The sequence below is a fragment of the Nitrosospira multiformis genome (assembly GCF_900111585.1).
Lineage (GTDB): Bacteria > Pseudomonadota > Gammaproteobacteria > Burkholderiales > Nitrosomonadaceae > Nitrosospira > Nitrosospira multiformis_B.
Map to the genome: position 1 here is coordinate 407684 of NZ_FOHI01000001.1, position 25990 is coordinate 433673.

Below are 25990 nucleotides of genomic sequence, written 5' to 3' on the forward strand. Positions count from 1 at the left end.
TACTTCTTGGTATGCTCCTCTCCCTTTCCGGATCATAATTCGATCGCATTCGGCTAAGTCTCACTGATGGAAGCTATTTCTGAAATAAAAAGGGTTACACCTGTCCGGCGCCTGAGAGTCACAATCCTTGGTCTTATACTCGCTGCCCTGATAGCAGGGGCCTGGGTGTGGCGTAACCCGAGTGGAGCGACCGATGCGAAGAAGAAGACTTCGGAACCTACACCGGTAATAACAGCGGTCATCAACCAACAGAACGTACCGGTACAACTCGCTGCCAACGGTACTGTGTCTGCGCAGCAGACGGTGGCCGTGCGACCCCAGCTGAGCGCAATGATCAGCGCCGTGCATATCAGGGAAGGTCAATTCGTTCGAAAGGGTGAGCCGCTTTTCACGCTCGACGCGCGCACCGAGGATGCCAATGTGCGCAGAACAGAGGGGCAACTGGCGAAGTCACGCGCCGATCTGAGAAATGCGGAACGTAATCTTGAACGCCAGCGGGAACTGTTCCGGCAGGGTTTTATTTCGCAGGCAGCCCTGGATGTGGCGGAGAATCAGGTGGATGCGCTGCGCGCCCAGCTTACAGTCGATGAGGCTACAGCTCAGGCGAATCGAATTGCCCGTGGTTTCAGCGAAATCACTGCCCCGATCTCTGGTCGTTCGGGCGCCATTTCAGTATATCAGGGCAGCCTGGTGCAGCCCAATGATGCTTTGGTGAGCATTACCCAGATCGATCCGATCAACGTCAGCTTCACTTTGCCGGAACGTGAGTTCATACCTTTGCAGCAGGCTTTTGCGAAAGGCGAGGTGCCGGTAACCGTCGAGCTGAATGGGCCGCAAAAACAGACAAGAACCGGCCGTCTGATATTTATCGATAATGCCGTCGATACGGCAAGCGGTACAATTCGTCTCAAGGCAGAGTTTCCCAATGCGGACAGGCACCTGTGGCCAGGCATGTTTGTCATGGTCTCGCTCGCCCCGCAAACTTTGATCCATGCTCTGACGGTGCCGGTGCAGGCCGTGCAGAATGGACCGGAAGGAAAATTCCTGTATGTACTGGACGAAACCGGAAAGGTAAAGCCTTTTTCGGTCGAGGTGCGCCTGGTACAGGAAGGGTTTGCGGTAGTAGAGGGAAAGGCTATTACTTCCGGGATGCATGTAGTCGCGGAGGGGGCGCAGAATCTCCGTCCCGGCAGCGCCGTAACGGAGGCGAGTTCCATCAAGACCGGTGCCGGGCCCGGGTAGAAACTCCGGATGAGAAAATTGTTTTGGCAGGGCACATCTGCAACCCGCATGAAGTCAGCGCGATGAATCTCTCGGAACTGTGCATTCGCCGTCCCATCATGACGGTGCTGTTGTCAGCCTCGGCCATTCTCGCCGGCATTATGGCTTACGGTAATTTGCCTATTGCTGCCCTTCCCAGTTATGACTCGCCCACCATTTCGGTGGCAGCGGTATTGCCGGGCGCCAGTCCCGAGACAATGGCTTCCTCTGTGGCCACGCCCCTAGAGCGGCAATTCTCGGCGATCTCCGGTCTTTCGGTAATCAGTTCCACCAGCACGCTTAGCAATACCGCGATTACTCTGGAATTCGACCAGAGACGGGATATCGACAGCGCGGCAATTGACGTACAGGCGGCCTTGCTGCGAGCCGAGCGTGCTCTCCCGATCGAGATGACGTCGCCACCCTCATATCGCAAGATCAATCCTGCGGATTCGCCCATCCTCTTCCTTACGCTGACATCGCCTTCGATGTCGCTGTCGGAACTGAACAGTCTTGCCGAAGACCTGATTGCTCCCACCTTGTCAACGCTGTCGGGCGTTGCGCAGGTCCAGATCAACGGCCAGAAAAAATACGCCGTACGTATCCATGTCAATGCGGAAGCGCTTGCTGTCCGCAATTTGACGCTGGACGATATCGCCACTGCGCTGGGGACTGCCAACGCCAACACGCCGATCGGCACTCTCGAGGGTCCGCGGCAGACTCTTACCATTCAGGCCAACCGCCAACTCGGAAACGCGGCAGCCTTCGCGGATCTGATCGTGGCGACTTCTGACGCAGGGAACCCCGTGCGCCTCTCGGAAGTAGCGGAAGTTGAAGACAGCGTTCAGTCGGTCAAGACGGCAAGCTGGGCCAATGGCGAGCGGGCAATAACCTTGTCGGTGCAGCGCCAGCCGGGTGCGAATACGGTAGCGACCGTGGATGCCATAAAAGCCGCCCTGCCGGCGCTAGTCGCGCAAATGCCTTCATCGGTGCAACTCAAGCTGACCAGCGACCGCTCGGTTTCGATTCGCGACTCGATTCATGATGTGCAGGTGACGCTGGCGGTAACGATCGTACTCGTTCTGCTTGTGATTTTCCTGTTCCTGCGCAAGGCGTCCGCCACGCTGATTCCGGCGCTGTCGCTGCCGATCTCGCTGCTTGGAACCGTAGCGATGATGTATCTGCTCGATTACAGCCTGGACAATATTTCGCTGCTGGCAATCACGCTCGCGGTCGGCCTGGTCGTGGATGATGCCATTGTAATGCTGGAAAATATCGTTCGTCATATCGAGGAGGGGATGCCGCCCTTGCAGGCGGCTTTGGTGGGATCGAAAGAGGTGAGTTTTACCATCATGTCGATTTCCCTCTCGCTGGTGGCCGTCTTCATCCCGATTTTTTTCATGCCCGGAGTAATCGGCCTGCTTTTTCATGAGTTTGCAGGAGTAGTGGGCATCGCCATCATGATGTCGGCGCTTGTCTCGCTCACGCTGGTGCCCGTGATGACAAGCCGGTATATCGTTCAGCACGAGCCCGAGGGCAGAAGCCTGAAGTGGACCGCCTGGTTCGAGCGGGGATTCATCCGTACCCTGGGGGTCTATGAACGCTTCCTTGATCTCGCGTTGCTTCATCGCCGTACCGTGCTCGGCATTGCCATGGGCACCTTCATTGCCACGGCAGGCTTGTTCGTGGTCTTGCCCAAAGGTTTTTTCCCCACGGAGGATATCGGACAGGCGCTGATCACGGTCGATGCGGTTGAAGACATTTCCTTTCCAGCCATGACGGAATTATTGCAGCGAACGGGGGAAATCATGCGCGCCAATCCGGCTGTTGACACACTCATCGTCAATGCGACCGAAAGCAATAGCGCCCGGTTGTTCATGACTTTGAAGCCGCGGAGCGAACGTCCCCCTCTCAACAAGGTAATGGAAGATTTGCGGCGCGAGGTCAGCACTATTCCCGGCGTCAACGTTTTCATCAATCCCATTCAGAATCTCAGGCTGGGAGGGCGCACCAGCAAGAGCCGTTATCAGTACGTCATGCGCAGTGTGCGCGCGGAGGAGTTGCGCGGTGCGGCAGAGGGTCTGATGGCGCGCATGCGTGCCGATCCGATATTCCGCGATGTCACCAGCGATTCCCAGTTGAAGGGCCTGCAGGCCCAACTCAATATCAATCGTGACAAAGTCAATCTGCTGGGCGTGCAGATGTCCGATATCCGTTCTCTGCTGTACAGTGCGTTTGGTGAGCGCCAGGTGTCGACGATCTATACCTCCAGCGACAGTTATCCGGTTATCCTGCAGGTAGCCTCGGAGGACCGTGCCGACGAGAGTGCGTTCGATAAAATCTACCTGCGTGGCAAGAATGGCATGCTGGTGCCACTCTCCAGCGTTGCATCGGTTGAACGCCAGGTGGGGCCCCTTGCGATCAACCACTCCGGCCAGCTCGAGTCGTTGACCATCTCGTTCAATCTCGCGCCGGGAGCCGCGCTGGGGGAAGCCTCTGTCCGAATAGAGAAGTTCAAGCGCGAACTGAATGTGCCCGCCAGCATTCTCACGAGCTATGCGGGCGATGCGGCGGCATTCCAGTCTTCACAGGCAAGCCAGGTGATACTCATCATCGGCGCGTTGCTGGTCATCTATGTTTTGCTTGGTGTGCTGTATGAAAGCTATATCCATCCCGTCACGATCCTTTCAGGATTGCCATCGGCTGCGGTTGGAGCTTTGGGAATGCTATGGCTGTTCAATATGGAACTCTCGATCATCGCCATGATCGGCATCCTTATGCTGATCGGCATAGTCAAAAAGAACGCCATCATGATGATCGATTTCGCGCTCGATGCCCAGCGCAACGAAGGGATGACACCTCAGGAAGCGATCAGGACCGCTTGCCTGCTGCGATTCCGGCCAATCATGATGACCACTCTGGCGGCCCTGATGGGCGCGCTTCCTATCGCCCTGGGATTGGGAGCAGGCGCGGAATTGCGCCAGCCACTGGGTCTCGCCGTGGTAGGTGGACTACTGTTTTCTCAGGTGATCACCTTGTTCATCACACCGGTGATCTATCTATACCTGGACCGATATTCCGGCAAAGGACCATTGAAGCTCGAGACGGGGGATCTGGCGGGACAGCGGGCGTAGATCGTATTCATCTCCTGATCTATGGGGCAGATCACACCTCGAAATAGATGGAACCGGGTGAGAGCGGGAGGGGATGGCCGTGTATATTATTCTTCTTAAGGTCCGAAAGGGACGCCTGCCGCTTTGACGAGCCTAAACGGAAATTACAGCAGGTTTTGGACTTGACTGATAATCATGCCGATCGACACGCATCCTGCAAGAACGGCAAAACCCTGCTGTAGTCGAGGACCCGTAAAACGATTGGCAAAGGTACTGACCAGCAGCATTCCCATCCCAGCGCCAAATGCAAACGGTAGCGCAATGGCCCAGTCCATTCCTCTCATTGCCATGGCAGATAGGACCCCAACCAGGGAAATCAATGCAATCACCGCGAGCGAAGTGGGCATGATGGACTGCATATGAAGGTCAGTGACCTTTTGAAGGGCAGGAACGATAATAAAACCTCCACCCACGCCTAACAGCCCCGATAGAAATCCGGCCAAAACACCTGCAATCACGATCAGCCGAGCGCACAGCCCAGTCCATATTAGACGACCACCCAAGTCGAGCTGACACGGGGGCGAAGAATTCCTCGCAGTGTCCGCAGGATTTCTCATACTCTGGCGAAATGTATGAAATGCAGCATACCCCAGCACTATCGCAAATAGCAGAGTCAAGGGGGCGTTAGGTATTCTCTGCGCAAGGAATACGCCCAAGGGCGATGCCGCCAAACCTGCAAGGGCGAGAAGGCTGGCTGCCCGGTATCTTACCTTTCCCTGCTTTAAGGCAAGCAACGCTCCCAAGGCTGCTGAAACGCTGACAGCAAACAATGCAATCGGGGCGGCATCTGCAATTGCAAGATGCAGGCCAAAGATCAGCAGAGGAACTGCAATAATGGCGCCTCCTGCTCCCGTAAGTGCGAGAACGATGCCTACGACAGAGCCTAGCAGCGCGCTTTCCGGCAGTAGCGTTTGCATGATTAATCGGGCTGGGGCCTGGATCGCGCAAGCCACTCACGTCCTTTCAGGAAGCCATTCCAGTAAAACCATGGCAGGAATCTCGCTTTAAGAACCCATGCCAAAAAGTGGGGAATGGTGGGATCAAGGGGGAAAGTTGGCAAAAGCTTTCCTCCAAATCCAAACTCGGCAAGGATCACTTTGCCCTTTTCCACAATAAGTGGGCAGGAACCATATCCGTCGTAGCGGGTAGGCAATTCCCTTCCTTCTTTTGCAGCGAGCAGATTCTCTGCTACCACAACTATCTGCTTTCTTACCGCTGCAGCCGTCTTTGCATTGGGCGAGGAGCACACGTCTCCCAGGGAGAATATATTCGGATAGCGAGGATGCTGAAGCGTTTCCTGGTTGACTTCGCACCATCCCGCGGAATCTGCCAGTGGGCTGTGGCGAATAAAATCGGGAGCCATTTGAGGTGGCGTGACATGAAGCATGTCAAAAGGTTTTGCCACACGCTCTACGTTGCCTTTCTCATCCTTGATATCAAAATATGCTGTCCTGTTGATGCCATCGACCTTTATCAGGTTCGAGTTGAACACGAGGTTTATGTTGTAACGTTCTACATACTGCATCAGCGGCGGCACGAAAGCCGCCACCCCGAACAGCACGGCTCCTGCAACGTTGAATTCGACTTCAATATCATCCAGGTTTCCGTTGCGCAGCCAATGGTCGCAGGACAGATACATCGCTTTTTGGGGAGCGCCTGCGCATTTGATCGGCATGGGGGGCTGAGTGAAAAGCGCCTTGCCGCGCTTGAGATTTTGAACCAATGACCAGGTATAGGGAGCCAGGTCGAATCGATAGTTTGATGTAACTCCATTCTTTCCCAAGGTTTCTTCCAGTCCCTCGATTTGCTCCCAGGCCAGGCGAAGTCCCGGACACACGATGAGCTGCTCATAGCTGATAGAACGGCCATCGGCGAGCTGGACAAGATTGAATGCAGGGTCGAAACCGGTAACACCAGCCTGAAGCCAATGCGCCTCCTTTGGAATGACCTTGGACATGGCTTGAACCGTTTTTTTGACGTCGTAAGCTCCTCCTCCGACCAACGTCCACGCCGGCTGATAGTAGTGCTTGTCGCTGGGCTCAACAATTCCGATCCTGAGCGAAGGTCGTCTATGCAAAAGGCTTGCGGTAACACCGATGCCGGCAGAGCCCCCTCCAATCACAAGGACGTCGAAGAAGTTGTCCGGTTTGCGTACAGGGACGTCGAGCCTCATGCCTGTTTGTGAGCTTTCGCTCATCTTTGCATCCTCCATAATCCGCTTTTATCGGCTGTATCGAGTTCCAGGAGTTCTAGGATTTGGCCTAATGACCGCATCCGCATCCGCATCCCGGTCCGTGCTGATGCTTGCTCCGCTCCGGTTTCGGCTGGAGTGAACGCATTGCCTGTTCACGCCCTTGTGCCATATGGCCATGGGTTGCAGGCGCAGACAGAATCAGCCTTGTGAGCGTGCCCTCGCACTGTGGGCAGTCTGGAGCCCGCGTATTAACAGAATGCCGGGCCTCTAACCGCAAGTTGCACGGCATGCATTCGTAATCATAAGTCGGCATCTTGTATCCTTTCGTCTCGTACTCGATTTCCTGGTTAGCGGGGGCAGTAGCCCCACTAACACAAACTGCCATTAATTCGGCCCTAAGGAATTATTCCCACCGTGCTGGTTGTTTATCTTTGACACCGAACGGAGTTGAGGTAACGTCAGTTCTTGCGCGTTTTTCAGCATCAAGTGTCGGTGCCCGCAACCGACGCGTCTCGACTTCCCAGATCCAGCCGCTGATTACCGTATCTTTGGGTATGAGCGGATGGTTTCTGAAAGCTTCGACTGTCTTCATGCAGGTTACGTCCACATCATCCATCATGCCGATCCACTTGGCGAATGCGCCTTTTTCCAGCTTCAATTCGGATAAAGTGGGATCCAAAGTAATATTGTCAGGGTCAATGCCCTTGTCGCGGAAATGCTTCTCCAACTCCTGCGCATTTGCCGAGAGCATGCCGCACTGTGTATGTTGAACAATGACGATTTCTTTAGTGCCGAAGAAATTACACGTCAGCATGGCTGAACGTATCGCATCGTCGGTCACAATCCCGCCCGCATTTCGGAAACAGTGCGCATCGCCATGTCCTGCCGGTGTGTCCACATGAATGCCCAATGCTTCATCCACGGGCAAACGTTCGTCCATACAAGCAAGGACCCACAAATTGAGGTTGTTCGCCCCGCGAGGTCCATAGCGTCGACGTGTTGCCCAGTGTTCGTATGCCGCAACATGCGTATCGAGTTTCTCTTTAAGCGTCATCAATTTCTCCTTGGTGGATTTTACGAACTGCGCGACTTGTCAAAGTAACGCTCCGCGTTTGAAATAAAGCAAATTCTGTGCCATAAATAAATTGACGATAAAACAGCAGGTTGGAAACAATATCGCAGCATTCACGCGTACTGATACTTCTCACCAGATTGGTATTTCTTTAAAAATACTTCGTGGGATCAAGCGGATGTATAAAGAGAAGGAATCTTTCTCATAGGAAGCAACACTTCATGCAAGGGAAATCACTTTCGTTGTTCTTCGCAAGATCTCAAGTCATGCCAGAAGTAGTGGATGACTGGGTGCCTAACGGGAAAGCCGAAACGCGTTTGGATCAATTTGATGCTGTGTTAATTTCTGATGAACCGCGCGCGGCGTTATATGGAGTGATTGGGCGACCTTTTTTATATTTCCTCGAAAACTGACAAGCAGCTCCTTTAACATTGCTTCTTCCACTTCATCTGCCGCCCTCTTCCTGGCTTCTTTTAGCGTACAAGATGCCTGTTGAATCAAAGCCTGTTGCGGGACAGGCTGGGGTTGCGCAGGCTTTTTGGGCAACGCCACCTGCTCCAGCACCTGCCCGGAAGCAAATAAAAAAGAGCGTTCCAGAACATTTTCCATCTCTCTGACATTACCTGGCCACTCGTAGCTCATAAGTTGTGCCAAGGCGCGCCTGCTCAATTTATGAGGGTTCTTGCGGTATTTTTCAGAGAGTCTTGCTAAGATCGAGGTGGCCAAAGGTGGGATGTCTTCAGGCCGTTCACGCAGTGGGGGAATGTGGATCGGCACGACATTGAGGCGATAGTAAAGATCGCGGCGGAAAACCCCTTGGGCCATCAGCTTGTCGAGCTGACTGCCCGCAGCGGCAACGATCCTGACATCGACGGATAAACTCTGCTTGCCTCCTACACGCTCAAATTCATTTTCCTGAAGCACTCTTAGCAACCGCGCCTGGGCTGGAAACGGGAGTGAATCAATTTCATCCAGAAACAGCGTGCCCTTGTCCGCGCGCTCGAAAAAACCCTGATGCACTTCGTAGGCCCCTGTAAAGGCTCCGCGCTCGTGCCCGAACAAAACACTTTCAACCAGGTTTTCCGGGATAGCGCCGCAATTTACTGCAAGAAATTTATTGTTCCAGCGTTCGCTCATCGCATGGATAGCACGCGCGATAACCTCCTTACCCACGCCTGTTTCACCGCTAATTAATACATTCGCTGTCGTCGGGGCGACAATTTCCACGGTTTCCAGTGTTTGACGCATGGCCAATGATTGGGCCACGATGCGCGGCCTGTCAGTAGCGTCAGGTTTACTTGATCTGGAGCCAAACCAGGCCTTGTTCAGTTGTTTTTCCACGCGAGTACTGATTTCTGCGGAAGCAGACTTGCCGAGGATGACTTCCCCCTCCTTGCGATATTCGTCGCCGCCTTGATATTGTTGTGCCTGATTCGGATCAGTATGGATGCAGACTTCGCACATTCCGTCCCCGACGGCGATGCGCTTCTCAAGGATGACTTTTGCGTAACCGAAATTATGCGCCGCGATTCCGCCGAACACGCTCGAAGTCATCTGGCACAACTCCGGAGCATGTCTGACTGCCTCGCCGAAGGGACAGCGAGTATTGACAACGCGCACCACCCCCGGCTCACTGGAAGCAGGGGAAAAGGCGCCTCCTATTTTGTTCTTTATTTCAACAATCAGATCGCGGTACCGAGCATTGTCCAGCGGCCCGACAAGGCCTCGTTCCTCACGGTAAGCCGCCTCGAAACAGCTGCCCGCATTCAATCCCAGTTGCTCAATTCTGTTTATCGGTTTGTCATTTTTATCAGGTTCGCACAGTTCGCTTAATTCGAGGCTCTTCGTTACAAACGTTTGCAGAAAATTAATTGGATTAAGCTGTGAAAAAGGCTGACTGGCCATGGGTAACTCCTATAGATGAGGTCATCCTGAAAGTGATTGGAGGTCATGCTGTCCCTCCTGCATTACTGTTTCTGCTGCAGTAGAGGCCATTAACGGAGGCCATTAACGTGCACGATCCGTATCGCTTTCTCATTGGACAGGCTGTAGATGATGTATTTGCCCCTCCGCTCGGTGCTGAAGAGTCCTTTTCACGCACTGCTGTGAAAGAGCGAATTGTCGGATTCTGGACAACCCCGATACAGGTATGCGTCCCCTGCTACCCGGGTTCAACCTTCTGGCGGCCAGAAGAAGAAATCCTCTCAGGACTGCATACATAGCGATGATCATGAGGGCGTAATGCGAGTGCCCTTGATCCACGCCCCAGGTCCAGCCCGAGGGCCACAGCCCAAGCATCAAGGGGGCGAGAACAATCAGAAAGAAAAAACCGAAGAGGTTGAGTGCGATGCGCAAATACTTGAGCCGAGTATCGAAGGACATGACGAGCTCCTCATGAAGGATGAAACGCGAGCGACGCGCCTCGGTAAGTTTCGAGGCCTCGTCCTCCGAAGTTGGAGAAAGCAACCAGTTTGAATTCACTATGACTCGGGAGCTAGAACTAAATTCTCTTCGTATCATCGGACTAGGGTTATCAGGGTTTTCGCTATCGGCCCATGCGCGAGGCCGTCAGCTTTACGTCAGCATGCTCCCAGGCCCTTTTGAGGCGTGCCTCAATAACATCGGCCTCGGCTTCCTTTTTCTGAGCACGCAGGGCCTGCTGCAACCCGAAAAGGGCCCAACCACTGTCGCGATTCCGTTGCAGGTCGTTCCAGTAGACCGTCTCTGCTTCATCCGGATATCCGGCTTCAAGTAGGATCGCGCCCAGCGCGAGCCGCGGTGGATAGTGCCACTCAGCGGGTTCCGTATAAACCAGCGCATCCTCGTAGCGGATCGCGCGTTCAAGATGCGCTATGGCCGAATCGAATTTGCCGCGGGCGGCGTCAATCTCACCAGCCAGCACTTCGGGAGCAATCCTGAGCACGGTGCGCGGCGTATTCTTGGAGAAGAGTGCACCGTCCAGGCTGGGGTCTTTCATGATCTCGCGCAAAGTACCCAGTTCCTGCTCGGCTTGGGAGAGACGTCCGGTTGCGATAAATGCAAGGCCCCGGACATAATGCCAGCTCCCCTTGAGGAATGCGTTCGTGACGGGAGGGGAGGGCTCATCGAGTATATCCTGCCAGTGTCCGAACCTCGCGAGAGCCCAGTAGGATGTCATGCGGAACACAGCAGTCAGGGGCATTTCCTTCAGCGTGGCATCGTCTATCCTGCTGGCGGTCTTGCGGGCGGCTTCGATTGCGATTCTGCTTTGACCGCTTGCCGTGGCAGAAAACGAAAGAAAGTGGATGTTATGCGGGTAGTAGGCCATCGGGTACAGTCCCTGTGCCTGGCATTGAGCGATGTAGTCCTCGTCGGCCGCTATTGCCAACCGGTTGCTTTTTATCGCATCCCCATAACGTCCCACCCGCTGATAAATATGCGATGACATATGTATCATGTGCCCTGCTGCGGGCATCAGCGGAAGCAGGACGTCCGCGGCCTTCTCCGCGCGCTCAGGCGTGGTCGTGGGCTCCAGCAGATGAATTTGCATGTGCAATGCGGCGGGATGTGAGGGATGGCGGCGCAATACCTCCTCGGTCAGCGCCGCGATTTCAGCCGTTCCCTCATGGGGGTGCCCGTCCCGCATCCAGTATCCCCAGGGACGAAGGTCCATCACTGATTCCACATAGAGCATTGCGATATCAGGATCAGTGGAAAAGCGCCGATGTACCGTCCGCATTGCCTCAGCATAAGCCTTGTCATTTGCCGCGCGATCTCCGGAACCGCCCGAATAACGTTTCTCCAGCGCGCTGATCAGCGCCTGCTCCCTTTCCGAGGCCGACCCCATCAGTGATCTCGCCTTTTGCACCAGCTTCAAGGCATCGGATTCATCCTTGGGATCCATGGGTGCGTTGATGTTGGGACCCAGTACCAGCGCCTGACCCCAGTATGCCATCGCCAGTGCGGGATCGAGTCGTGCGGCTTCGCGAAATGCGCGGCGCGCTTCGGCATGGTTGAAGCCGTAGGCCAGATTGATGCCCTGATTGATAAAGAGCTGTGCTCTTTCATTTCGTGTGCTGACCGGGAATGCATGATTGCCGAGGTTCTGCAACCTGGGTGCCAGCTGCCCATCCGGTCCTGGCTGGTTCGCCCCAGGTGAAGCTTCATAATGCTTGTGGTTCGAGCCTTGCGCTGCAGGGATTTGGCTTTGCTCGCCCACAGCCGAGTCACGCGCTTCTGAGGACGGGCAAAAGACGCTTGTCCCAGCCAATACCAGTCCCATCATAAGGGAATTAAAAGCACGGGATTCCATGTACATCTCCTTAAAAGTATTTTTACAGTTGGCGGGTTTCTTACTCTATTGCTCGAATTCCGCGTTCTAGCAACTCTCTGCCGTGGTGGGATCAATTACAGACAGGATGCGGGAAACACGATTTGCAGGAAAATCGCCTTGTTCGGCGTGGGCTCGTATGGCCATCTCATCGGGTGCAATATAGATGCAGTAAACCTTGTTATCGGTCACGTAGCTCTCCACCCACTGGATCGGAGATCTCATACTGGCTAGTACGTTGCATGATTTCTCTGAAATGGCTTGCAAATCCTGAGCGGTAAACGCGCCCGCCTTGGGGATTTCACGTTCAATGATGAATTTGGGCATTTATACCTCTTGTTTCGATTAATAAATATATGACTGGTCGTCTTAATAAAAGAGAAAAAAATTAGCGAGATGTAGATGTAAGAGGCCTAAAAAAATCTCCCAGCAGATCCTGACAGCATTGCTTGACGGGTCCGGGCGATTTTTCGATCTTCGCTCTCAGCAAGGCCCCCTGCCAGGCATTTATTAATAAATCGGCCATCTCCCCCGCTGATTTATCTGCCCTGACCGTGCCTTGTTGCTGAGCCTTGACCAAGCCAGATTGCAGTAAATCCCGATACCGGGTAACAGCCGCCTGGAGGGATTGCTGACAAAGAGGACTGGTATCACCAATCTCACCCATTAAATTCCCAAGGAGGCACCCACCCTTGAAATCGTTTTTCTCCAGCTCCGCGACAAGCTCATCAAAATAACATTGTATTGCACCCAGTGCGTTGGTTTCGGAGCGTTGTAAATGAGTGGTCAGCTGGATGATAAAAGGGTCGACGTAATGTTGGATAACCTTGGCGCCAAAATCCTCCTTGCTATCGAAGTAATTATAAAAAGAGCCTTTGGGAATATTTACCGCATCCAGAATTTCCTGGAGTCCAGTACCGTGGTAGCCCTGGCGCATGAGCATGCTTACACCCTGATTCAACAGATTGTCCCTGCTCGCTTCCTTTTTTGCAGATCGCGTCATGTATTAATAATACGACCGGTTGTCTTGTTTCGTCAACTGTTCTTGGCTATGCTCATGCGACAAACTTCCTGTAAAGGTTCCCCATGGAGTGCCCATAAGCTTCTGATCTTCCCTAAATAAAATTTTCCTGACGCGTTTTCTCAGCTTTTTCTTCGATTTGAGGTCTTTTCCCCTCTGGGGAGTAGTCAAATCTTATCTTTAGAAAATCATACCCATTCCTCTTGTGATGTTTTTATTGAGGGCGTAGAATAAAATAGACTGATCGGTCTGTTTTTGATGTCATCCTGAATGCACGGAAATCAAAAGTGGCATCAATATTTTCTGTGATGACAGGGAGGTGAATAGTGACGATGAAATGCGTGAATGGAATTGACGTCGACAGGTTACGGAAAACGCGTGCTCTCATCGAGGGGGATGCAAACGGGGCTTTCGGCAACCCCCGGTATGAGTCGACTGTTGTCTGGAAAAACGGGTATCGCACCGTATCCTATGCCATGGATGGCCAGGAAGTCAGTGGTGACTAGCCTGAGCAATACGGCGGCAAGGGGAGCGGCATCACCCCGGAGGACATGCTGCTCAGCGCAATCGGAGGCTGCCTTGTCGCCACCTATATTGGCGCATTGTCGGTGGCGGACATCACCGTGAAATCACTGCGACTCGACGTTTCCGGTCGAGTGAATTTCCGTGCCGCCTTTGGCCTTGAAGCGGCCAATCCCGGCTTTGAAAGCATCCGGGTAGCGGTGGATATCCAGACTGATTCCTCGACCGATAAGGTGAAGGGGATTCTGGACAGACTGCTGAAGACCGCGCCCATTCCGGATACGATCATCCGCCCAGTCCCGCTCAATGTCGAGATCAGTTGCAAGCAGGCTGAATTGACGGCTGAGCTTTTATGACCACTGAGGGGGACTGGAGATGACCGGTGTACATGATGTTGCAGTGATCGGTGCCGGCCCGGCGGGATTGTCGACGGCGTATGAGCTGAAAAGAATCGGCCTCGACCCGCTGGTGTTGGAGAAGACCGCGGCGGTGGGAGATGTCTGGCGCAATCACTATGATGGCGTGCGCCTGAACACAGGGCGCTTCTTTTCCCAACTCCCGGGAAATCCGTTTCCCCGCTCGGCCGGTGGCTGGCCTTCGCGGGATGAAGTCGTGCGTGTCCTCGAAACATTCCCGGAACGAGGGGGATTCAAGGTTCGAACCGGAATCAACATCGCAAAACTCGAGTATGATCGTCAGCGCGACACCTGGGCCATCTCCAGCCAGGATGGGGAGACGTTCGAATCGCGCGCCGTGGTTGTTGCGACGGGTTGCGCGTGCACTCCCATCATCCCCCAATGGGACGGCATGGAGACTTTTTCCGGAGAAATCATCCATTCCTCCAAATTCAGGAACGCCAAAGCCTATGCAGGAAAGAATGTACTGGTGGTCGGAAGTGGCAATTCCGCTGCGGAAATTGCAAGCAGGCTCGCTGAATGCGCAAAAACGGTGACCCTCTCCGTCAGGACGCCACCCCACATTCTCCCAAAGAGCGTCTTCGGCATTCCGCTGGCCGGAATCGGCGTTGCGATTCGTCCCCTGCCACCCGCGTGGACGGATGGTCTCCTGAATGTCCTGCGCCGGTTGTTCATAGGTGACCTGACGCCCTATGGCCTTCCTTTTCCTGAGTCCCCGGTATCGCAGCAGTTTGCCAGGACTCAGGTGGTGCCGATTGTCTATGATCCCTTCGCAGAGGATATTCGCGCCGGAAGTATACGGGTAGTTGGGCAGATCAAAAAAATCGAAGGACAAACCGTGCATGCCTTCAATTCCATTGGAGCAAAGCCTCCTGAAGACCGCGAGCAAGCTACGTTGAACGTGGATGCGATTGTTGTCGGGACAGGCTTTCGTAGTGGTCTCACCAAACTGATCCAGGTTCCCGGCATTACCACGGAGGAGGATAGACCGGTGGCGCAGGGGGATCATGAGTTTCCCGATGCGCCGCGCCTTTACATTATCGGGCACTTCGTTCCTTTGAGCGGCTACCTGCGGGAAATTCGCCTGGATGCAGGCAGGATCGCGAGAAAAATCAGGAAACAATTAGCAGAGCGGGAGCGTCCCTGGCCGAGCAAACCGGCATCAATCCATGCAGATTCTGGAGGAATAGGTCGATGAAGGAAGCTCGCAAATCGATCGAGGAAAAACTGCTTTTGGCCGCGCGCCGCCTGTTCTGCCGTGCCGGGATCCATGCGACAGGCGTTACACGGATTCTCGAGGAAGCGGGTGTGGCACGCGCCAGCCTCTATACCCACTACGGCTCAAAGGAAAATCTGCTCAAGGCGGTGTTCGATACGGAAGCGAACATGTGGTTTCACTGGTTCGATCTGGATCTGCCGCATCTCAAGTGTTCCCCCAGGGAGCGCATCCTGGCCCTGTTCGATCTGCTGGAGAAATGGTTCGCAAAAGAAGACTTCTTCGGTTGCGTATTCATCAATGCCGTAGCGGAACACGAAAAGGATAGCCGCTGGGTAAAGGATATAGCCGGTGCGTACCGGGATCAAATAATTGACCGGCTGAGGTCACTGGTTGTGGAAAGTGGGGCCAGGGATCCCGATATGCTCACACAGAAACTGGGGCTGATCATCGAGGGTGCGATCGTGACTGCCATGGTAACCCAGAATAGCCAGGCCGCCTATATCGCACGACTTGCCGCCGAGGACGTTCTGCGCTGCATGGAGTATGCTCCCTCTCCAACGGAGAACTCTGCATCATCCGCTGCGCCTGTCACCATGGAATCGATTTAGTCGAATTACGGAGAAATCAATGGATAGCATCTGGGCAAATTTGTCGACAGGCATGCGGCGCTTCCTGATCCTGAGCGGATCTCTCGCGGTTATCGTGGCAGTCGGCTTACAGTTTCACGTGAGCTCTCAGGGGGATGTGTCGGACACCTATCCGAAGGGTTTCCGCGGCGGCACATGCACCATAGAGTCCGACTCCCTGGTCATTGGCTATTCGGGTTATTTCATCCCAGGAGACTATGAAATCCCTGAGGAAGCAACAGGCGCGATGTCCGTCCCTGTCTTGTGCGGAAAAATACCCAGTCCCGGAATCCTGGATGTCACGATTGATCTTCTTTATCCGGAATCGGCGCGTGAATGGCCACTGACCATGGCGCTCACAAAAATGGAAGGCGGCACGCCATCGAACACACTGCTGACGATTCCTCCGAGAACGTACGAGTCCGGCACCATTACCCAGGTATTGCGTATCGCCGAATTGGGCGAATACAGGCTTTATCTATCCGGGAAGGATGAGAATCAGACTGATTTCACGCTGAAAATCCCCATCACCGTGGGAACGCCATGGTACGAGGGTTTTGCTCAATTCTGGCCCATGTTCGTTCTGGTCGTGGCGGCAATTCTTTATCAAGTTTTTAGAAAACTCTGACTGCTTAAGTAAAGGAGCCATTATCATGAAATTCACGCAACTACGAAATGCAACCATCATTATCGGATATGCGGGAAAAAAATTTCTGGTTGATCCCATGCTGGCGGAAAAGGGGGCATTTCCCGGATTCGAGGGCACGATCAATAGCCACCTCGCCAATCCCCTGGTCGATCTGCCTGTTCCCATGGATGAGATCCTGGATGTGGATGCAGTCATTGTTACCCATATTCATCCGGATCACTGGGATGAGGCAGCCATAAATCTGGTTCCCAAGGATATGCTGATTTTTGCGCAAAACGAGAAAGACGCAGTGGAAATACGAGCGCAAGGATTCCGCAATGTCCGTGCTCTGGGGGAAAGTACTGTTTTTGACGATATCACATTCATCAAAACCCCTGGGCGGCATGGCGGAGAAAAAACTGTCGAAGAGTGGGGGGATTTATTGGGACATGTATCAGGGGTCGTATTCAAACATCCGAATGAAAAAACGCTCTACATCGCCGGGGATACGGTCTGGTACGAAGGAGTCGAAGAAAATCTGAAGAAATACGAGCCCGATGTCGTGGTCCTGAACAGCGGGGACGCCCAGGTGCTGGGTTATGAACCCATTATCATGGACAAGAAGGATGTTTACGAGGTTTGTAAAGCAGCTCCCAAGGCAACCGTTATTGCGAGTCACATGGAAGCTGTGAACCACGCAATGCTCTCGCGAAAAGAACTACGGGAATTCCTCAGCGAAAAGAATGTGGCGCAACGCGTATTGGTGCCTGAGGATGGTGAATCCTGTATTTTTTAACGGAGTGGCAATCTGATGCCTGTGCAGGCCCCCGAGCACCGTGGGGCTGAACAGTTCAAGTGCCCTGTAATCAGTCTACAACTGGAGGATTCTCAGAATGGCAGGCTATGTTGGCGATGTCGCCATTGCGTATGATCGTGATCTCGGTCACGTGCTTTTCGAGCACTATGCTATTGACATTGCGAGACGCGCAACCGAAAGATCAGTCCGCCACATGCTTGAAATCGCGGCAGGGACGGGAATAGTCACCCGGCAATTGCGTAACGTACTCCCCAAGGATGCGCTACTGACGGTAGTCGACATCAGCGACTCCATGATGGACGTTGCGCGCGCAAAGTTTCTTCCCCACGAGCAGGTCACGTTCCAGATTGCAGATGCTACGACGCTGCCTTTCGAAAATGAGGCGTTCGATGCAGTGGTTTGCCAGTTTGGGGTGATGTTCTTCGATAAAGAGGCGGCGTTTCGCGAAGTGCATCGGACATTGAGGTGTGGAGGGCGATACCTCTTCAGCGTTTGGGATTCGCGGCGCTACAATCCCTTCGCCAGCCTGACTTTCGAGGTGCTGAAGCAATTCTTTCCATTAAACCCACCCAGATTCCTTGAGGATCCCGTTTCCTCCTTCGAGATCGATCCTATCAAGGAAGCGCTTATCCAATCAGGTTTCGAGCGGATTGTCGTCTCGGTTCAGGGACGGGAACATGATATTCTGGATGTGCCGGCCTTCGCACGAGGATTGGTATTCAGTCCTGTCATCGAGGAAATCAGAGAGCGGGGCGGAGTGGAACCGGAGGAGATAGTCGCGGCATTGGCGGAAGCACTGAAAAGAGAGTATGGTTCAAACCCTACGCGCTATCCAATGCAGGCCATACTGTTCGAGGCGGGAAAGCCTTGAGTTGCAATCCCGGGCACACTTCGCGAAGTTTGTCAGGTCCAGGAATCCATCCCCGTTATTTCACCTTCATTCCGGGACGTGCGCCTTCATCAGGAGAAAGCAGATAAGGGCCTTCACCGTCTCCCGCAGCTAGCACCATTCCCTCGGATACGCCGAATTTCATTTTGCGCGGGGCGAGGTTGGCAACCATGACCGTCAGGCGTCCCTTGAGCTGCCCGGGATCATAAGCTGATTTTATGCCTGCAAATACTGTTCGCTGTTCCGAAGCAATATCCAGGGTTAGCTTGAGCAGCTTGTCGGCGCCCGGCACATGCTCCGCATCTAGGATTTTCGCGACCCTGAGATCGATTTTGCCGAAATCCTCGATGGAGATGGTCGACGCACCGGCTTGGCCTGCTTCTCCTGCTTTTGCAGGCGCGGGTGTGGCGGAAGAGTTTTTTTCCATGGTTTCTGCAGCTTGTGCAGCCTGCTGTGACTTTGCGGGCGCCAGGCTTTCCTTGTTTGCGTTGGTAAGCATTTCGATCTGTTTCGGATCGATCCGGGTCATCAAGTGCTCGTAATCGTTGATCCGATGTCCCTCCGGCAATAATCTGTGCTGCGAATTTGCATCCTTCCATGTAAGAGGATCTAATCCCAGGAACTGCTCCGCTTCCATCGCAAGCTTCGGCAGCACGGGTTTCAGATACACCGTCAGCATCCGGAACATATTCAACGCGACGCTGCATACTTCATGCAATTCCCTGTCGTTCCTGCTGTCTTTCGCCAATACCCAGGGTTTCATCCGATCCACATATTGGTTGGCCACATCCGCCGCCGACATGATTTCCTTGATCGCTTTGCTGAACTCCCTGCGTTCATAGAAATTTGCAATGGACATATGACGCCCGAGGAAAGTATCTCCCTCTCCCAGTTCGCAAAAAAGAAACTGATTGAACCATTTCCGGCTTGCTTCCGAAATGTTGTGCGTAAGCTCGCCATCGAATTTTTTGGTGATGAACCCTGCGCATCTGCTGGCGATATTGACATATTTCCCTACCAGATCGCTGTTCACGCGCGCGACAAAATCCTCGAAGTTGAGATCGATATCCTCCATGCTGTCATTGAGTTTGGCAGCGTAATAATAACGCAACCATTCCGGATTCAGACCTTGCTTCAGATAGCTCTCAGCAGTGATGAAAGTCCCCCGGGATTTGGACATTTTCTGGCCGTTGACGGTGAGAAACCCGTGAGCGTAAATCTGAGTAGGAGTGCGATATCCTGAGAATTCCAGCATCGCCGGCCAGAACAGGGCGTGAAAGTAGAGAATATCCTTCCCTATGAAATGCACCATTTCCGTATTGCCACCAGGACGCAGGAATTCGTCGATCTCGGCCTGGGTTCGCTGGTTCTGCTTGAAGTAATTCTTGAAACTGCCGAAATAGCCGACCGGCGCATCCAGCCACACATAGAAAAATTTCTTTCCGCCGGTATGTGGAATAGGGAAGCCGAAATAAGGGGCATCACGCGAGATATCCCAATCCACGAGACCCGCTGAAAGCCACTCGTTCATTTTATTGGCAGCTTCGGGTTGAAGTCGGGGCCTCGTTTCCAAAGCAATGCCAGACTGAGCCGGAATCGATTCAAAAATCCAGTTCTTGAGGAAAGTCCCGCAACGCACATCCGAGAGTTTGAAGAAATAGTGATTCGAAGTGCGGCGCTCCGGTCTGGCGCCGGAGACGGCAGAGTAGGGACTGATCAGGTCGGTGGGCAGATAGGTGGCTCCGCAAACCTCACAGGAATCTCCATACTGGTCGCCGGCATGACACCTGGGGCATTCGCCCTTGATGTACCGATCCGGCAGAAACATCTGTTTGACCGGATCATAAAACTGTTCCACCGAACGTTTGGTAATCAGATCTCTTGCCCTGAGCTGACGGTAGATATCTTCGCAAAACGCCTGATTCTCGGGCGAATCGGTAGTGTAATAGTGATCGAAGCCAATATGGAAACCATCGAAATCCGCCTTATGCTCATGCCATACACGGTCTATCAGCTGTCGTGGAGTGATGCCTTCCTGTTCTGCGCGAAGCATGATCGGCGTGCCATGCGCATCGTCCGCACAAACATAATGAACCTCGTGCTCTTGCATTTTCTGGAAACGAACCCAGATGTCCGTCTGTATGTACTCCACCAGATGGCCGAGATGGATGCTGCCGTTGGCATAGGGCAGGGCCGAGGTGACGAGGATTTTCCGTTTGTTCATCAAGCGATTAAGAAAGGGGTTCGGAATGACGCAAAATGATAATTGTAACAAACTGTGGGGCTTGCGGTCTTTGGGGCTGACGAAAAGGATTTTCAGCACCCGGATTTCCAGCCCCCTGACTCATTTCTGTTTACCTTGCACCTGTGGTCTTTGACGGATTTATCCTGATGGCGTTCGTGTTTTCGACAAGTCTGTCCTGAGCACCTCGGCCTCGATCTCTCGACAGCCTCGGGATCAGGGTGAACGGGGACGAAGGGCTCAGGGCGCATAAGGGATGAAGGCTTCAGGTCGAGGGGGAGAAGGTTTAGGGCGGACGGAGCAAAAGGTTGCCTGACCGTATGGGCAGCAATACCTGCTACTCGAAGCGCTGTCCACCCAGGATAACGCCAGAACCCTATTCCGCCTTAGGAGAGGGAAACGTCCCCTTTTTTCGGAATGAGCACTGCCGCGCCTGTCAGCTTTCCTTCCCGCAATCTTGTCAGAGCCGTATTCACCTCACTGAGTGGAAAGGATTCCGTAGTAACGTGGATTGGCACTTGCGGTGCCAGCTTTAAAAATTCCTCACCATCCTGACGGGTAAGATTGGCAACGGAAACCAGACGTTTTTCCCGCCACAGGATGTCATAAGGAAAAGCGGGAATATCACTCATGTGAATTCCCCCGCAGACGACGATTCCACCGGGACAAACAGCGCGCAGAGCGATAGGCACAAGAGCTCCTACCGGAGCGAAGATGATGGCCGCATCGAGTTCTTCGGGGGGCACCGTATCCGAACTGCCCGCCCAGGCTGCGCCCATCTTGTGGGCGAATTCCTGCGCGGTTGCATCCCCCGGGCGTGTAAATGCAAAAAGTTTGCGCCCTTGATAATGCAGAATTTGAGCGACAATGTGTGCCGCAGCGCCAAAGCCGTAGATACCTACCCGCGTGGCATTCCCGGTCATCTTGAGTGCGCGGTATCCGATCAACCCTGCACATAGCAGCGGGGCAGCTTCCGAGTCGCTATAACGGTCCGGAATACGAAAACAATAGCGGGCATCTGCGACCGTATATTCCGCATAACCGCCATCGATCTGATAACCGGTGAATCTGGCATTCGGGCACAGATTTTCCTGCCCATTGAGACAATAGCGGCAATGCCCGCATGTCCAGCCCAGCCAGGGAATACCAATCCTTTCCCCCAATGCGAAATCCCGAACATCCGCTCCGCATGCAATTACGCGTCCAACGATTTCATGCCCCGGGATAATAGGCAGTTTCGGGTGAGGCAGTTCGCCGTCCACTACGTGCAGGTCGGTGCGACAGACTGCACAGGCCGCAATCTCGATCAATAACTGATCAGGACCCGGCCGGGGGCGCGGGATACAGCGCATCCGAACCTTTTCTCGGGGGGCGTCCAGCACCATTGCCTGCATCAAGCCGTTTTGGTTTTGCATAGCCATTCTCAAAAAAACAGAAAACTCAAGATGCTAAACCTGCCCCTACAGTAGCGGTTCTATTCACCCAATGTGGCGGCACAAGGACGCGTCCCTTCAAGCCCATGCTTGAATAATCTTGCAGCACCGCTTCGGAAATCTGCTGCAATGACTCCGGCTTGCATAAGGCGACGCACGCGCCCCCAAAGCCTGCTCCTGTCAAGCGCGCTCCATAAACATCAGGATGAGTCTGAAGCAGCGTCACCAATTGATCAAGTTGAGGAACCGAGGCCTCATAATCGTCGCGCAAACTGGCATGGGATGCGTTCATCAGCATGCCGAACTCCTCGGCGTTGTTGCATTCAGCCGCCCGCAGCACGCGCGCGTTCTCGCTTACAATATGGCGCACTCGGCGGCCCAGGGACTCAGGCAAGGCATCGGCCAGTGACACCTCCTGGATGTCACGAAGTGTGCTCACTCCAAGTCGGCGTGCCGCTTCCTCACACTCGGCACGCCGCTGGTTGTAGCCGCTTCCGGCCAGCGTCCGTGCAACGCCTGAATCGAGTACCAGCACAGCTGAAGCGGGCGGTAAGGGAACCAGCCGTCGCTCAAGCGTAAGGGTGTCCAGTAACAAGGCCTTCCTGGTTCCCGCAAGGCTCGCTGCCATCTGATCCATGATGCCACAGCGCACTCCTGCGTACTGCATTTCCGCGCGCTGAGCGAGTTGTGCGATTCGCACATCATCCAAGGGAAAACCGGTCAGCGCACGGAGGACTCGCAACGCAGCTACCTCAAGCGCTGCGCTGGAGGACAGGCCGGCTCCCATCGGCACATCTGATTGAATGTAGATATCCAGCACCGGCACCTTCACTCCAACCGCACGAGCTTCCATCAAACATCCATATACGTAGGTGGCGAAGTGCTCAGTTGGAGATTTGCCGAGAGTAAAATAAACGATGTCATCGAGCGTTTCCGAATACAATGCGTACTGCTCGCTGTTGCTATGATTCATGCTGATGCTCGTCTGCTGCTCGATCGCAATCGGCAGTACATAACCTCCGTTGTAGTCGGTATGCTCTCCCAGCAGGTTAACGCGGCCCGGTGCACGTGCCACAACCTCAGGCGAATTTCCAAATACAGCCTCGAAACTGTTCACCCTGCCTCCGTAAAATCTGGACTGCATTGCTTGTCTCGCCGATTTCGAGCCTCAAAGCAAGTTCCAGATCGATTGTCGGGAGAACGGCGAAATATATTCATTCGACAGTAACCTCTACCTGCTGAAGCTCGCGCGCTTTTTCCTCAGGCAACGCGTCCATCGCAAAGAAGCCTGCTGCGATTTCTGTACCCGCGAGATATTTGAGCCGATCACGGGTGCGATAGGGGGGATAGAATTCTGCATGCAGGTGCGATTCAGGATGAGTTTTTCCATCGGTCGGCGCCTGGTACCATGCCATCAGGTAGGGAAAAGGCCTTTGCCAGAGACTGTCATATTTGAGCAGAACCGTTTTCAACGCCCGCGCCAGGTCTGCCCGCTGTTCTGAGGTGAGGTGGATAAAGCTTTCGACTGGCTCAATCGGCGCAACCCAGACCTCGTATGGATAACGGGCACATACCGGAACGAAGGCAACGGCGTGTTCACCCTCATAAAGCATGCGCACACCCGCCTCCCGCTCCCCGGTAATGAGATCCTGTAACACTCCCTTGCCTTTCGCTTCATAGTAGCGTTGCGCCTCCTGCTGCATGTGGCTAGGTACAGGCGGCACCACGGGGTAGGCATAAATTTGACCATGCGGATGGTGCAGCGTTACACCAACCTCTGCACCCCGGTTCTCGAATGGCAATACGTAAGCCATATCTCCCCGCCGTGCCATCACAGCGGTACGGTCTGCCCATACTTCCATCAATAATTCGATGTGAGCGAGCGGCAAGGCACCAAGCGAAGCTTTGGCATCTTTCGTGAAAACTACTACCTCGCAATGCCCTACAGCAGGCGCGCTTGGCACGATAAGCAAGGGGGGCTCTCCTATTGGCCCCAGGGACGGGAAACGGTTGCCGAAGACAGCCACATCCCAATCCCCGGCAGGTACCTCGGTGGGATGAGCGGGATCAGTTGTTATGCCGAGCGGGTTATATTCAGGTGGTGGCAAAAACGTCCGTCCCTGCCGATACGCCGCATACGTCACCCACTCTCCGCGTAACGGATGCCACCTCAGGTGAGGATGTGCATTCAGAGGTTCAGCAAAAGGGCTGGGTGCAACAATGTCCGAATCAATGGGCTTACGTGCATACAAGGTTAACCCACGGCCATCCGGCTTGGTGAGCTCGAGTGAATACACCTAAACACCCCCAGTTATGTAGGTGGGTGAGATGCTCGTGACACGCTCGATTTGCTCAACGGGAGTCTTGGGAGCACAACTATAGTCTTCAGACCGTTAATGCATAAAGAAAATGAACTGTTCAGGCCGACTAGGTAAGAAGTAAGTATAGATACCCGATAAATAATGCATCTAGCGTAAAGCTACTCTACAAGAAATATGTTATTGCTATTCGAAAACGATTTCTCATTACACCCGTGTTGTTCGGCATCAAGGGCAGTTCTAACGTGTTTAACCATACCGGAAAGCGGCTCAAACTCAGGTGCATTTTGTCTTACAAGTACTCCCATATTCTCAGAGCCGCACATTTTTACATTTCCATTTTCCAACCTATAAAGATACCAGCTTACCACTATCGCTTTATTATCTACCATAAGGGCGCGCAAACACGCTGTAGCCTTGAATCTCCTAATAACTAAGCGACCATTAAACCTCTTAGCTTGTTCCTGAATTAGAATATTGTCCGGTACGTGAGTAATGCGATCTATAAGCATGGGAGAATTTGCCAACATCGCGATATGTGGATCCTGCTGGTAAAGCACTACATTGACATTGTTGTAAAGTAATCTACAGATATCGGGTGTAACTATATGACCGGAATGTTGAATAAACACTATTTCTTTAAAATCTGTAGGATTCCGCAGCACCTCCTCAATGAGCATCTCATACAACGATTCCTGCTCATCTATACGTAGGGATCGGCGCGAGAGCCTCTGGAACAGCTTGGATTTATAAATAAAACCACCAATAAATCCGATTACGGCAACAGCGACGCCACTAAAAATGTTCGCAATTATGCTGTCCAGATCCATGCTTCAATGCCCTAAAAGAAACCCCCTGAAAAAAATATCCTCTTCTCCAAAGATATTTATATTTCGCTCTTTTCAATATTTATAGAGGGCACCTATAAAAGAGTCAACTCAATAATGTGTAACCTCACATGTACATGTGCAATGAAAGCATCTGCAAACACACGAACTGGAGATATAACGAAAGGGGATCGTGATCTACTAGGTGTTTAGTCCCGCTGGATGCTCTTCATGTTACTCAACAGTCAGAAATACAGGCAACAGATGGATGCCTGAAGAATGAGCGCACGAGCACCGGATCATCAGCAATGGACAGCAGTTGTGCATCCACACGCTCACGCAGCTTCTCGCCTTTGCGCAAGGGATTTCGCGCAACACCCGTGCGTTTGGCATGACTCCCGATCAACTCGTCCGGATTGATCAGGCACATAGCCAGACAGGAAGTGCAACGTAAGCAGCCCTGTGTGTTCTGCACATGAAGAAGAAACGGTTCGCTGGGGAGCAGATTGTTGTGGTACTGAAGAAAGCCGAGGCTGCATACCCGTTACCAAGTTGATACATCGGATCCGTATTACGGGACAGACGTTTTTACCGATGGAAGAAGCAGTACGCTGGACTGGATAGCAATCAGGAAGCAGCTCAAGCAACTCCAGGAGGAGAACGAACGACTGAAGAAGATCGTGGCCGAATTGAGCCCGGACAAGGTGATGCCTGCTGCCGTCATTAAAAGGTGGGGAAAGCGGCTCCGCGACGACGTGTCATCGTGGACTACTTCAAGAACGCTACACGACCTCTGAACGCATGCGTACCTTCTGGCGGGTATTGCCCAGCGGATCTACAGCTACAGAGTTGCAAAGACCTGCAGACTTACTGGCGGAGAGAGAGGGATTCGAACCCTCGATAAGCTTTTTGAGCCTATACTCCCTTAGCAGGGGAGCGCCTTCGACCACTCGGCCATCTCTCCAACAAAACCGCACTAGGATAGCGGTTTAGAACTCCTGGGTCAAACAAAGCTTATGAAAGG

The 25990-nt window shown here is 53.4% G+C and carries 22 protein-coding genes, 1 tRNA gene and 3 pseudogenes; 10 read left to right on the forward strand and 16 right to left on the reverse strand.

All coding sequences use genetic code 11. The features are described from left to right. The first annotated feature begins 66 nt into the window (after positions 1 to 66). Positions 67 to 1242, forward strand: coding sequence for an efflux RND transporter periplasmic adaptor subunit (locus BMW46_RS01975; protein ID WP_256376917.1), 1176 nt, complete (start codon positions 67 to 69; stop codon positions 1240 to 1242). A 62-nt stretch (positions 1243 to 1304) separates the two neighbouring features. Continuing rightward, positions 1305 to 4394 (forward strand): efflux RND transporter permease subunit, encoded by a 3090-nt coding sequence (locus BMW46_RS01980; RefSeq protein WP_074704034.1) that lies wholly within the window; start codon positions 1305 to 1307, stop codon positions 4392 to 4394. 143 nt (positions 4395 to 4537) lie between these two features. On the opposite strand, the gene BMW46_RS01985 is transcribed toward BMW46_RS01980, so the two are convergent. The 9 genes from BMW46_RS01985 to BMW46_RS02025 all read right to left on the reverse strand — a co-directional run bounded on the left by BMW46_RS01985 (position 4538) and on the right by BMW46_RS02025 (position 13011). Next, positions 4538 to 5350, reverse strand: a complete 813-nt coding sequence (locus tag BMW46_RS01985) for a sulfite exporter TauE/SafE family protein (protein WP_074704036.1) — start codon at positions 5348 to 5350, stop codon at positions 4538 to 4540. Between the two features lie 2 nt (positions 5351 to 5352). Then, complete coding sequence (locus BMW46_RS01990; protein ID WP_218141739.1) at positions 5353 to 6630, reverse strand: NAD(P)/FAD-dependent oxidoreductase; 1278 nt, start codon at positions 6628 to 6630, stop codon at positions 5353 to 5355. Between the two features lie 64 nt (positions 6631 to 6694). Next, positions 6695 to 7012 (reverse strand): FmdB family zinc ribbon protein, encoded by a 318-nt coding sequence (locus tag BMW46_RS01995; RefSeq protein ID WP_371113485.1) that lies wholly within the window; start codon positions 7010 to 7012, stop codon positions 6695 to 6697. Positions 7013 to 7030: 18 nt separating this feature from the next. Next, entirely contained in the window at positions 7031 to 7681 is a 651-nt protein-coding gene (locus tag BMW46_RS02000) for a beta-class carbonic anhydrase (RefSeq protein ID WP_256376918.1), read from the reverse strand. A gap of 312 nt (positions 7682 to 7993) precedes the next feature. After that, positions 7994 to 9604 carry a sigma 54-interacting transcriptional regulator gene (locus BMW46_RS02005; protein ID WP_074704040.1) on the reverse strand — a complete coding sequence of 537 codons (1611 nt, stop codon included), beginning with the start codon at positions 9602 to 9604 and terminating at the stop codon, positions 7994 to 7996. Between the two features lie 129 nt (positions 9605 to 9733). Then, positions 9734 to 10219, reverse strand: a complete 486-nt coding sequence (locus tag BMW46_RS15905) for a DUF6632 domain-containing protein (protein ID WP_371113486.1) — start codon at positions 10217 to 10219, stop codon at positions 9734 to 9736. 25 nt (positions 10220 to 10244) lie between these two features. After that, entirely contained in the window at positions 10245 to 11990 is a 1746-nt protein-coding gene (locus BMW46_RS02015; RefSeq protein WP_074704043.1) for a tetratricopeptide repeat protein, read from the reverse strand. 66 nt (positions 11991 to 12056) lie between these two features. Further along, complete coding sequence (locus BMW46_RS02020) at positions 12057 to 12335, reverse strand: DUF4242 domain-containing protein (protein ID WP_074704045.1); 279 nt, start codon at positions 12333 to 12335, stop codon at positions 12057 to 12059. Between the two features lie 61 nt (positions 12336 to 12396). After that, entirely contained in the window at positions 12397 to 13011 is a 615-nt protein-coding gene (locus BMW46_RS02025) for a TetR/AcrR family transcriptional regulator (RefSeq protein WP_074704046.1), read from the reverse strand. 359 nt (positions 13012 to 13370) lie between these two features. Between BMW46_RS02025 and BMW46_RS15690 the strand changes: the two genes are divergently transcribed. The 7 genes and pseudogenes from BMW46_RS15690 to BMW46_RS02055 all read left to right on the forward strand — a co-directional run bounded on the left by BMW46_RS15690 (position 13371) and on the right by BMW46_RS02055 (position 18128). Continuing rightward, positions 13371 to 13535, forward strand: a complete 165-nt coding sequence (locus BMW46_RS15690; protein ID WP_256376919.1) for a hypothetical protein — start codon at positions 13371 to 13373, stop codon at positions 13533 to 13535. 27 nt (positions 13536 to 13562) lie between these two features. Continuing rightward, positions 13563 to 13907, forward strand: a pseudogene (locus tag BMW46_RS15695) (OsmC family protein); the annotation flags it as partial. Positions 13908 to 13926: 19 nt separating this feature from the next. Continuing rightward, positions 13927 to 15165: a flavin-containing monooxygenase gene (locus tag BMW46_RS02035; RefSeq protein WP_074704048.1), complete on the forward strand. Its 1239-nt coding sequence runs from the start codon at positions 13927 to 13929 to the stop codon at positions 15163 to 15165. Then, on the forward strand, positions 15162 to 15794 hold the full coding sequence (locus BMW46_RS02040) for a TetR/AcrR family transcriptional regulator (protein WP_074704050.1): 633 nt from the start codon (positions 15162 to 15164) through the stop codon (positions 15792 to 15794). The genes BMW46_RS02035 and BMW46_RS02040 overlap by 4 nt, the downstream gene beginning before the upstream one ends. Positions 15795 to 15813: 19 nt before the next feature. Next, on the forward strand, positions 15814 to 16440 hold the full coding sequence (locus BMW46_RS02045; protein ID WP_074704052.1) for a hypothetical protein: 627 nt from the start codon (positions 15814 to 15816) through the stop codon (positions 16438 to 16440). A gap of 25 nt (positions 16441 to 16465) precedes the next feature. Beyond that, the gene (locus BMW46_RS02050; protein ID WP_074704053.1) at positions 16466 to 17236 is read left to right on the forward strand and encodes an MBL fold metallo-hydrolase; all 771 of its coding nucleotides are present in this window, start codon (positions 16466 to 16468) and stop codon (positions 17234 to 17236) included. Positions 17237 to 17333: 97 nt separating this feature from the next. Continuing rightward, on the forward strand, positions 17334 to 18128 hold the full coding sequence (locus BMW46_RS02055; RefSeq protein WP_074704055.1) for a class I SAM-dependent methyltransferase: 795 nt from the start codon (positions 17334 to 17336) through the stop codon (positions 18126 to 18128). 55 nt (positions 18129 to 18183) lie between these two features. Here the strand turns inward: BMW46_RS02055 and metG are convergent, their stop codons facing one another. The 6 genes and pseudogenes from metG to BMW46_RS02085 all read right to left on the reverse strand — a co-directional run. Beyond that, positions 18184 to 20370 carry a methionine--tRNA ligase gene (metG, locus tag BMW46_RS02060; protein WP_074704551.1) on the reverse strand — a complete coding sequence of 729 codons (2187 nt, stop codon included), beginning with the start codon at positions 20368 to 20370 and terminating at the stop codon, positions 18184 to 18186. 404 nt (positions 20371 to 20774) lie between these two features. Further along, positions 20775 to 21803 (reverse strand): zinc-dependent alcohol dehydrogenase family protein, encoded by a 1029-nt coding sequence (locus tag BMW46_RS02065; protein WP_256376920.1) that lies wholly within the window; start codon positions 21801 to 21803, stop codon positions 20775 to 20777. Between the two features lie 25 nt (positions 21804 to 21828). Continuing rightward, complete coding sequence (gene galK, locus BMW46_RS02070; RefSeq protein ID WP_074704057.1) at positions 21829 to 22965, reverse strand: galactokinase; 1137 nt, start codon at positions 22963 to 22965, stop codon at positions 21829 to 21831. Positions 22966 to 23035: 70 nt separating this feature from the next. Beyond that, positions 23036 to 24118 carry a galactose-1-phosphate uridylyltransferase gene (gene galT, locus BMW46_RS02075; protein ID WP_074704058.1) on the reverse strand — a complete coding sequence of 361 codons (1083 nt, stop codon included), beginning with the start codon at positions 24116 to 24118 and terminating at the stop codon, positions 23036 to 23038. Between the two features lie 182 nt (positions 24119 to 24300). Further along, the gene (locus BMW46_RS02080; protein WP_074704060.1) at positions 24301 to 24969 is read right to left on the reverse strand and encodes a hypothetical protein; all 669 of its coding nucleotides are present in this window, start codon (positions 24967 to 24969) and stop codon (positions 24301 to 24303) included. A gap of 235 nt (positions 24970 to 25204) precedes the next feature. Beyond that, positions 25205 to 25430, reverse strand: a pseudogene (locus BMW46_RS02085) (hypothetical protein); the annotation flags it as partial. An 11-nt stretch (positions 25431 to 25441) separates the two neighbouring features. Between BMW46_RS02085 and BMW46_RS15910 the strand changes: the two are divergent. Then, a pseudogene (locus BMW46_RS15910) lies at positions 25442 to 25676 on the forward strand (transposase); the annotation flags it as partial. 161 nt (positions 25677 to 25837) lie between these two features. Here the strand turns inward: BMW46_RS15910 and BMW46_RS02090 are convergent. After that, positions 25838 to 25930 (reverse strand) — tRNA-Ser (locus BMW46_RS02090). Between the last annotated feature and the right edge of the window lie 60 nt (positions 25931 to 25990).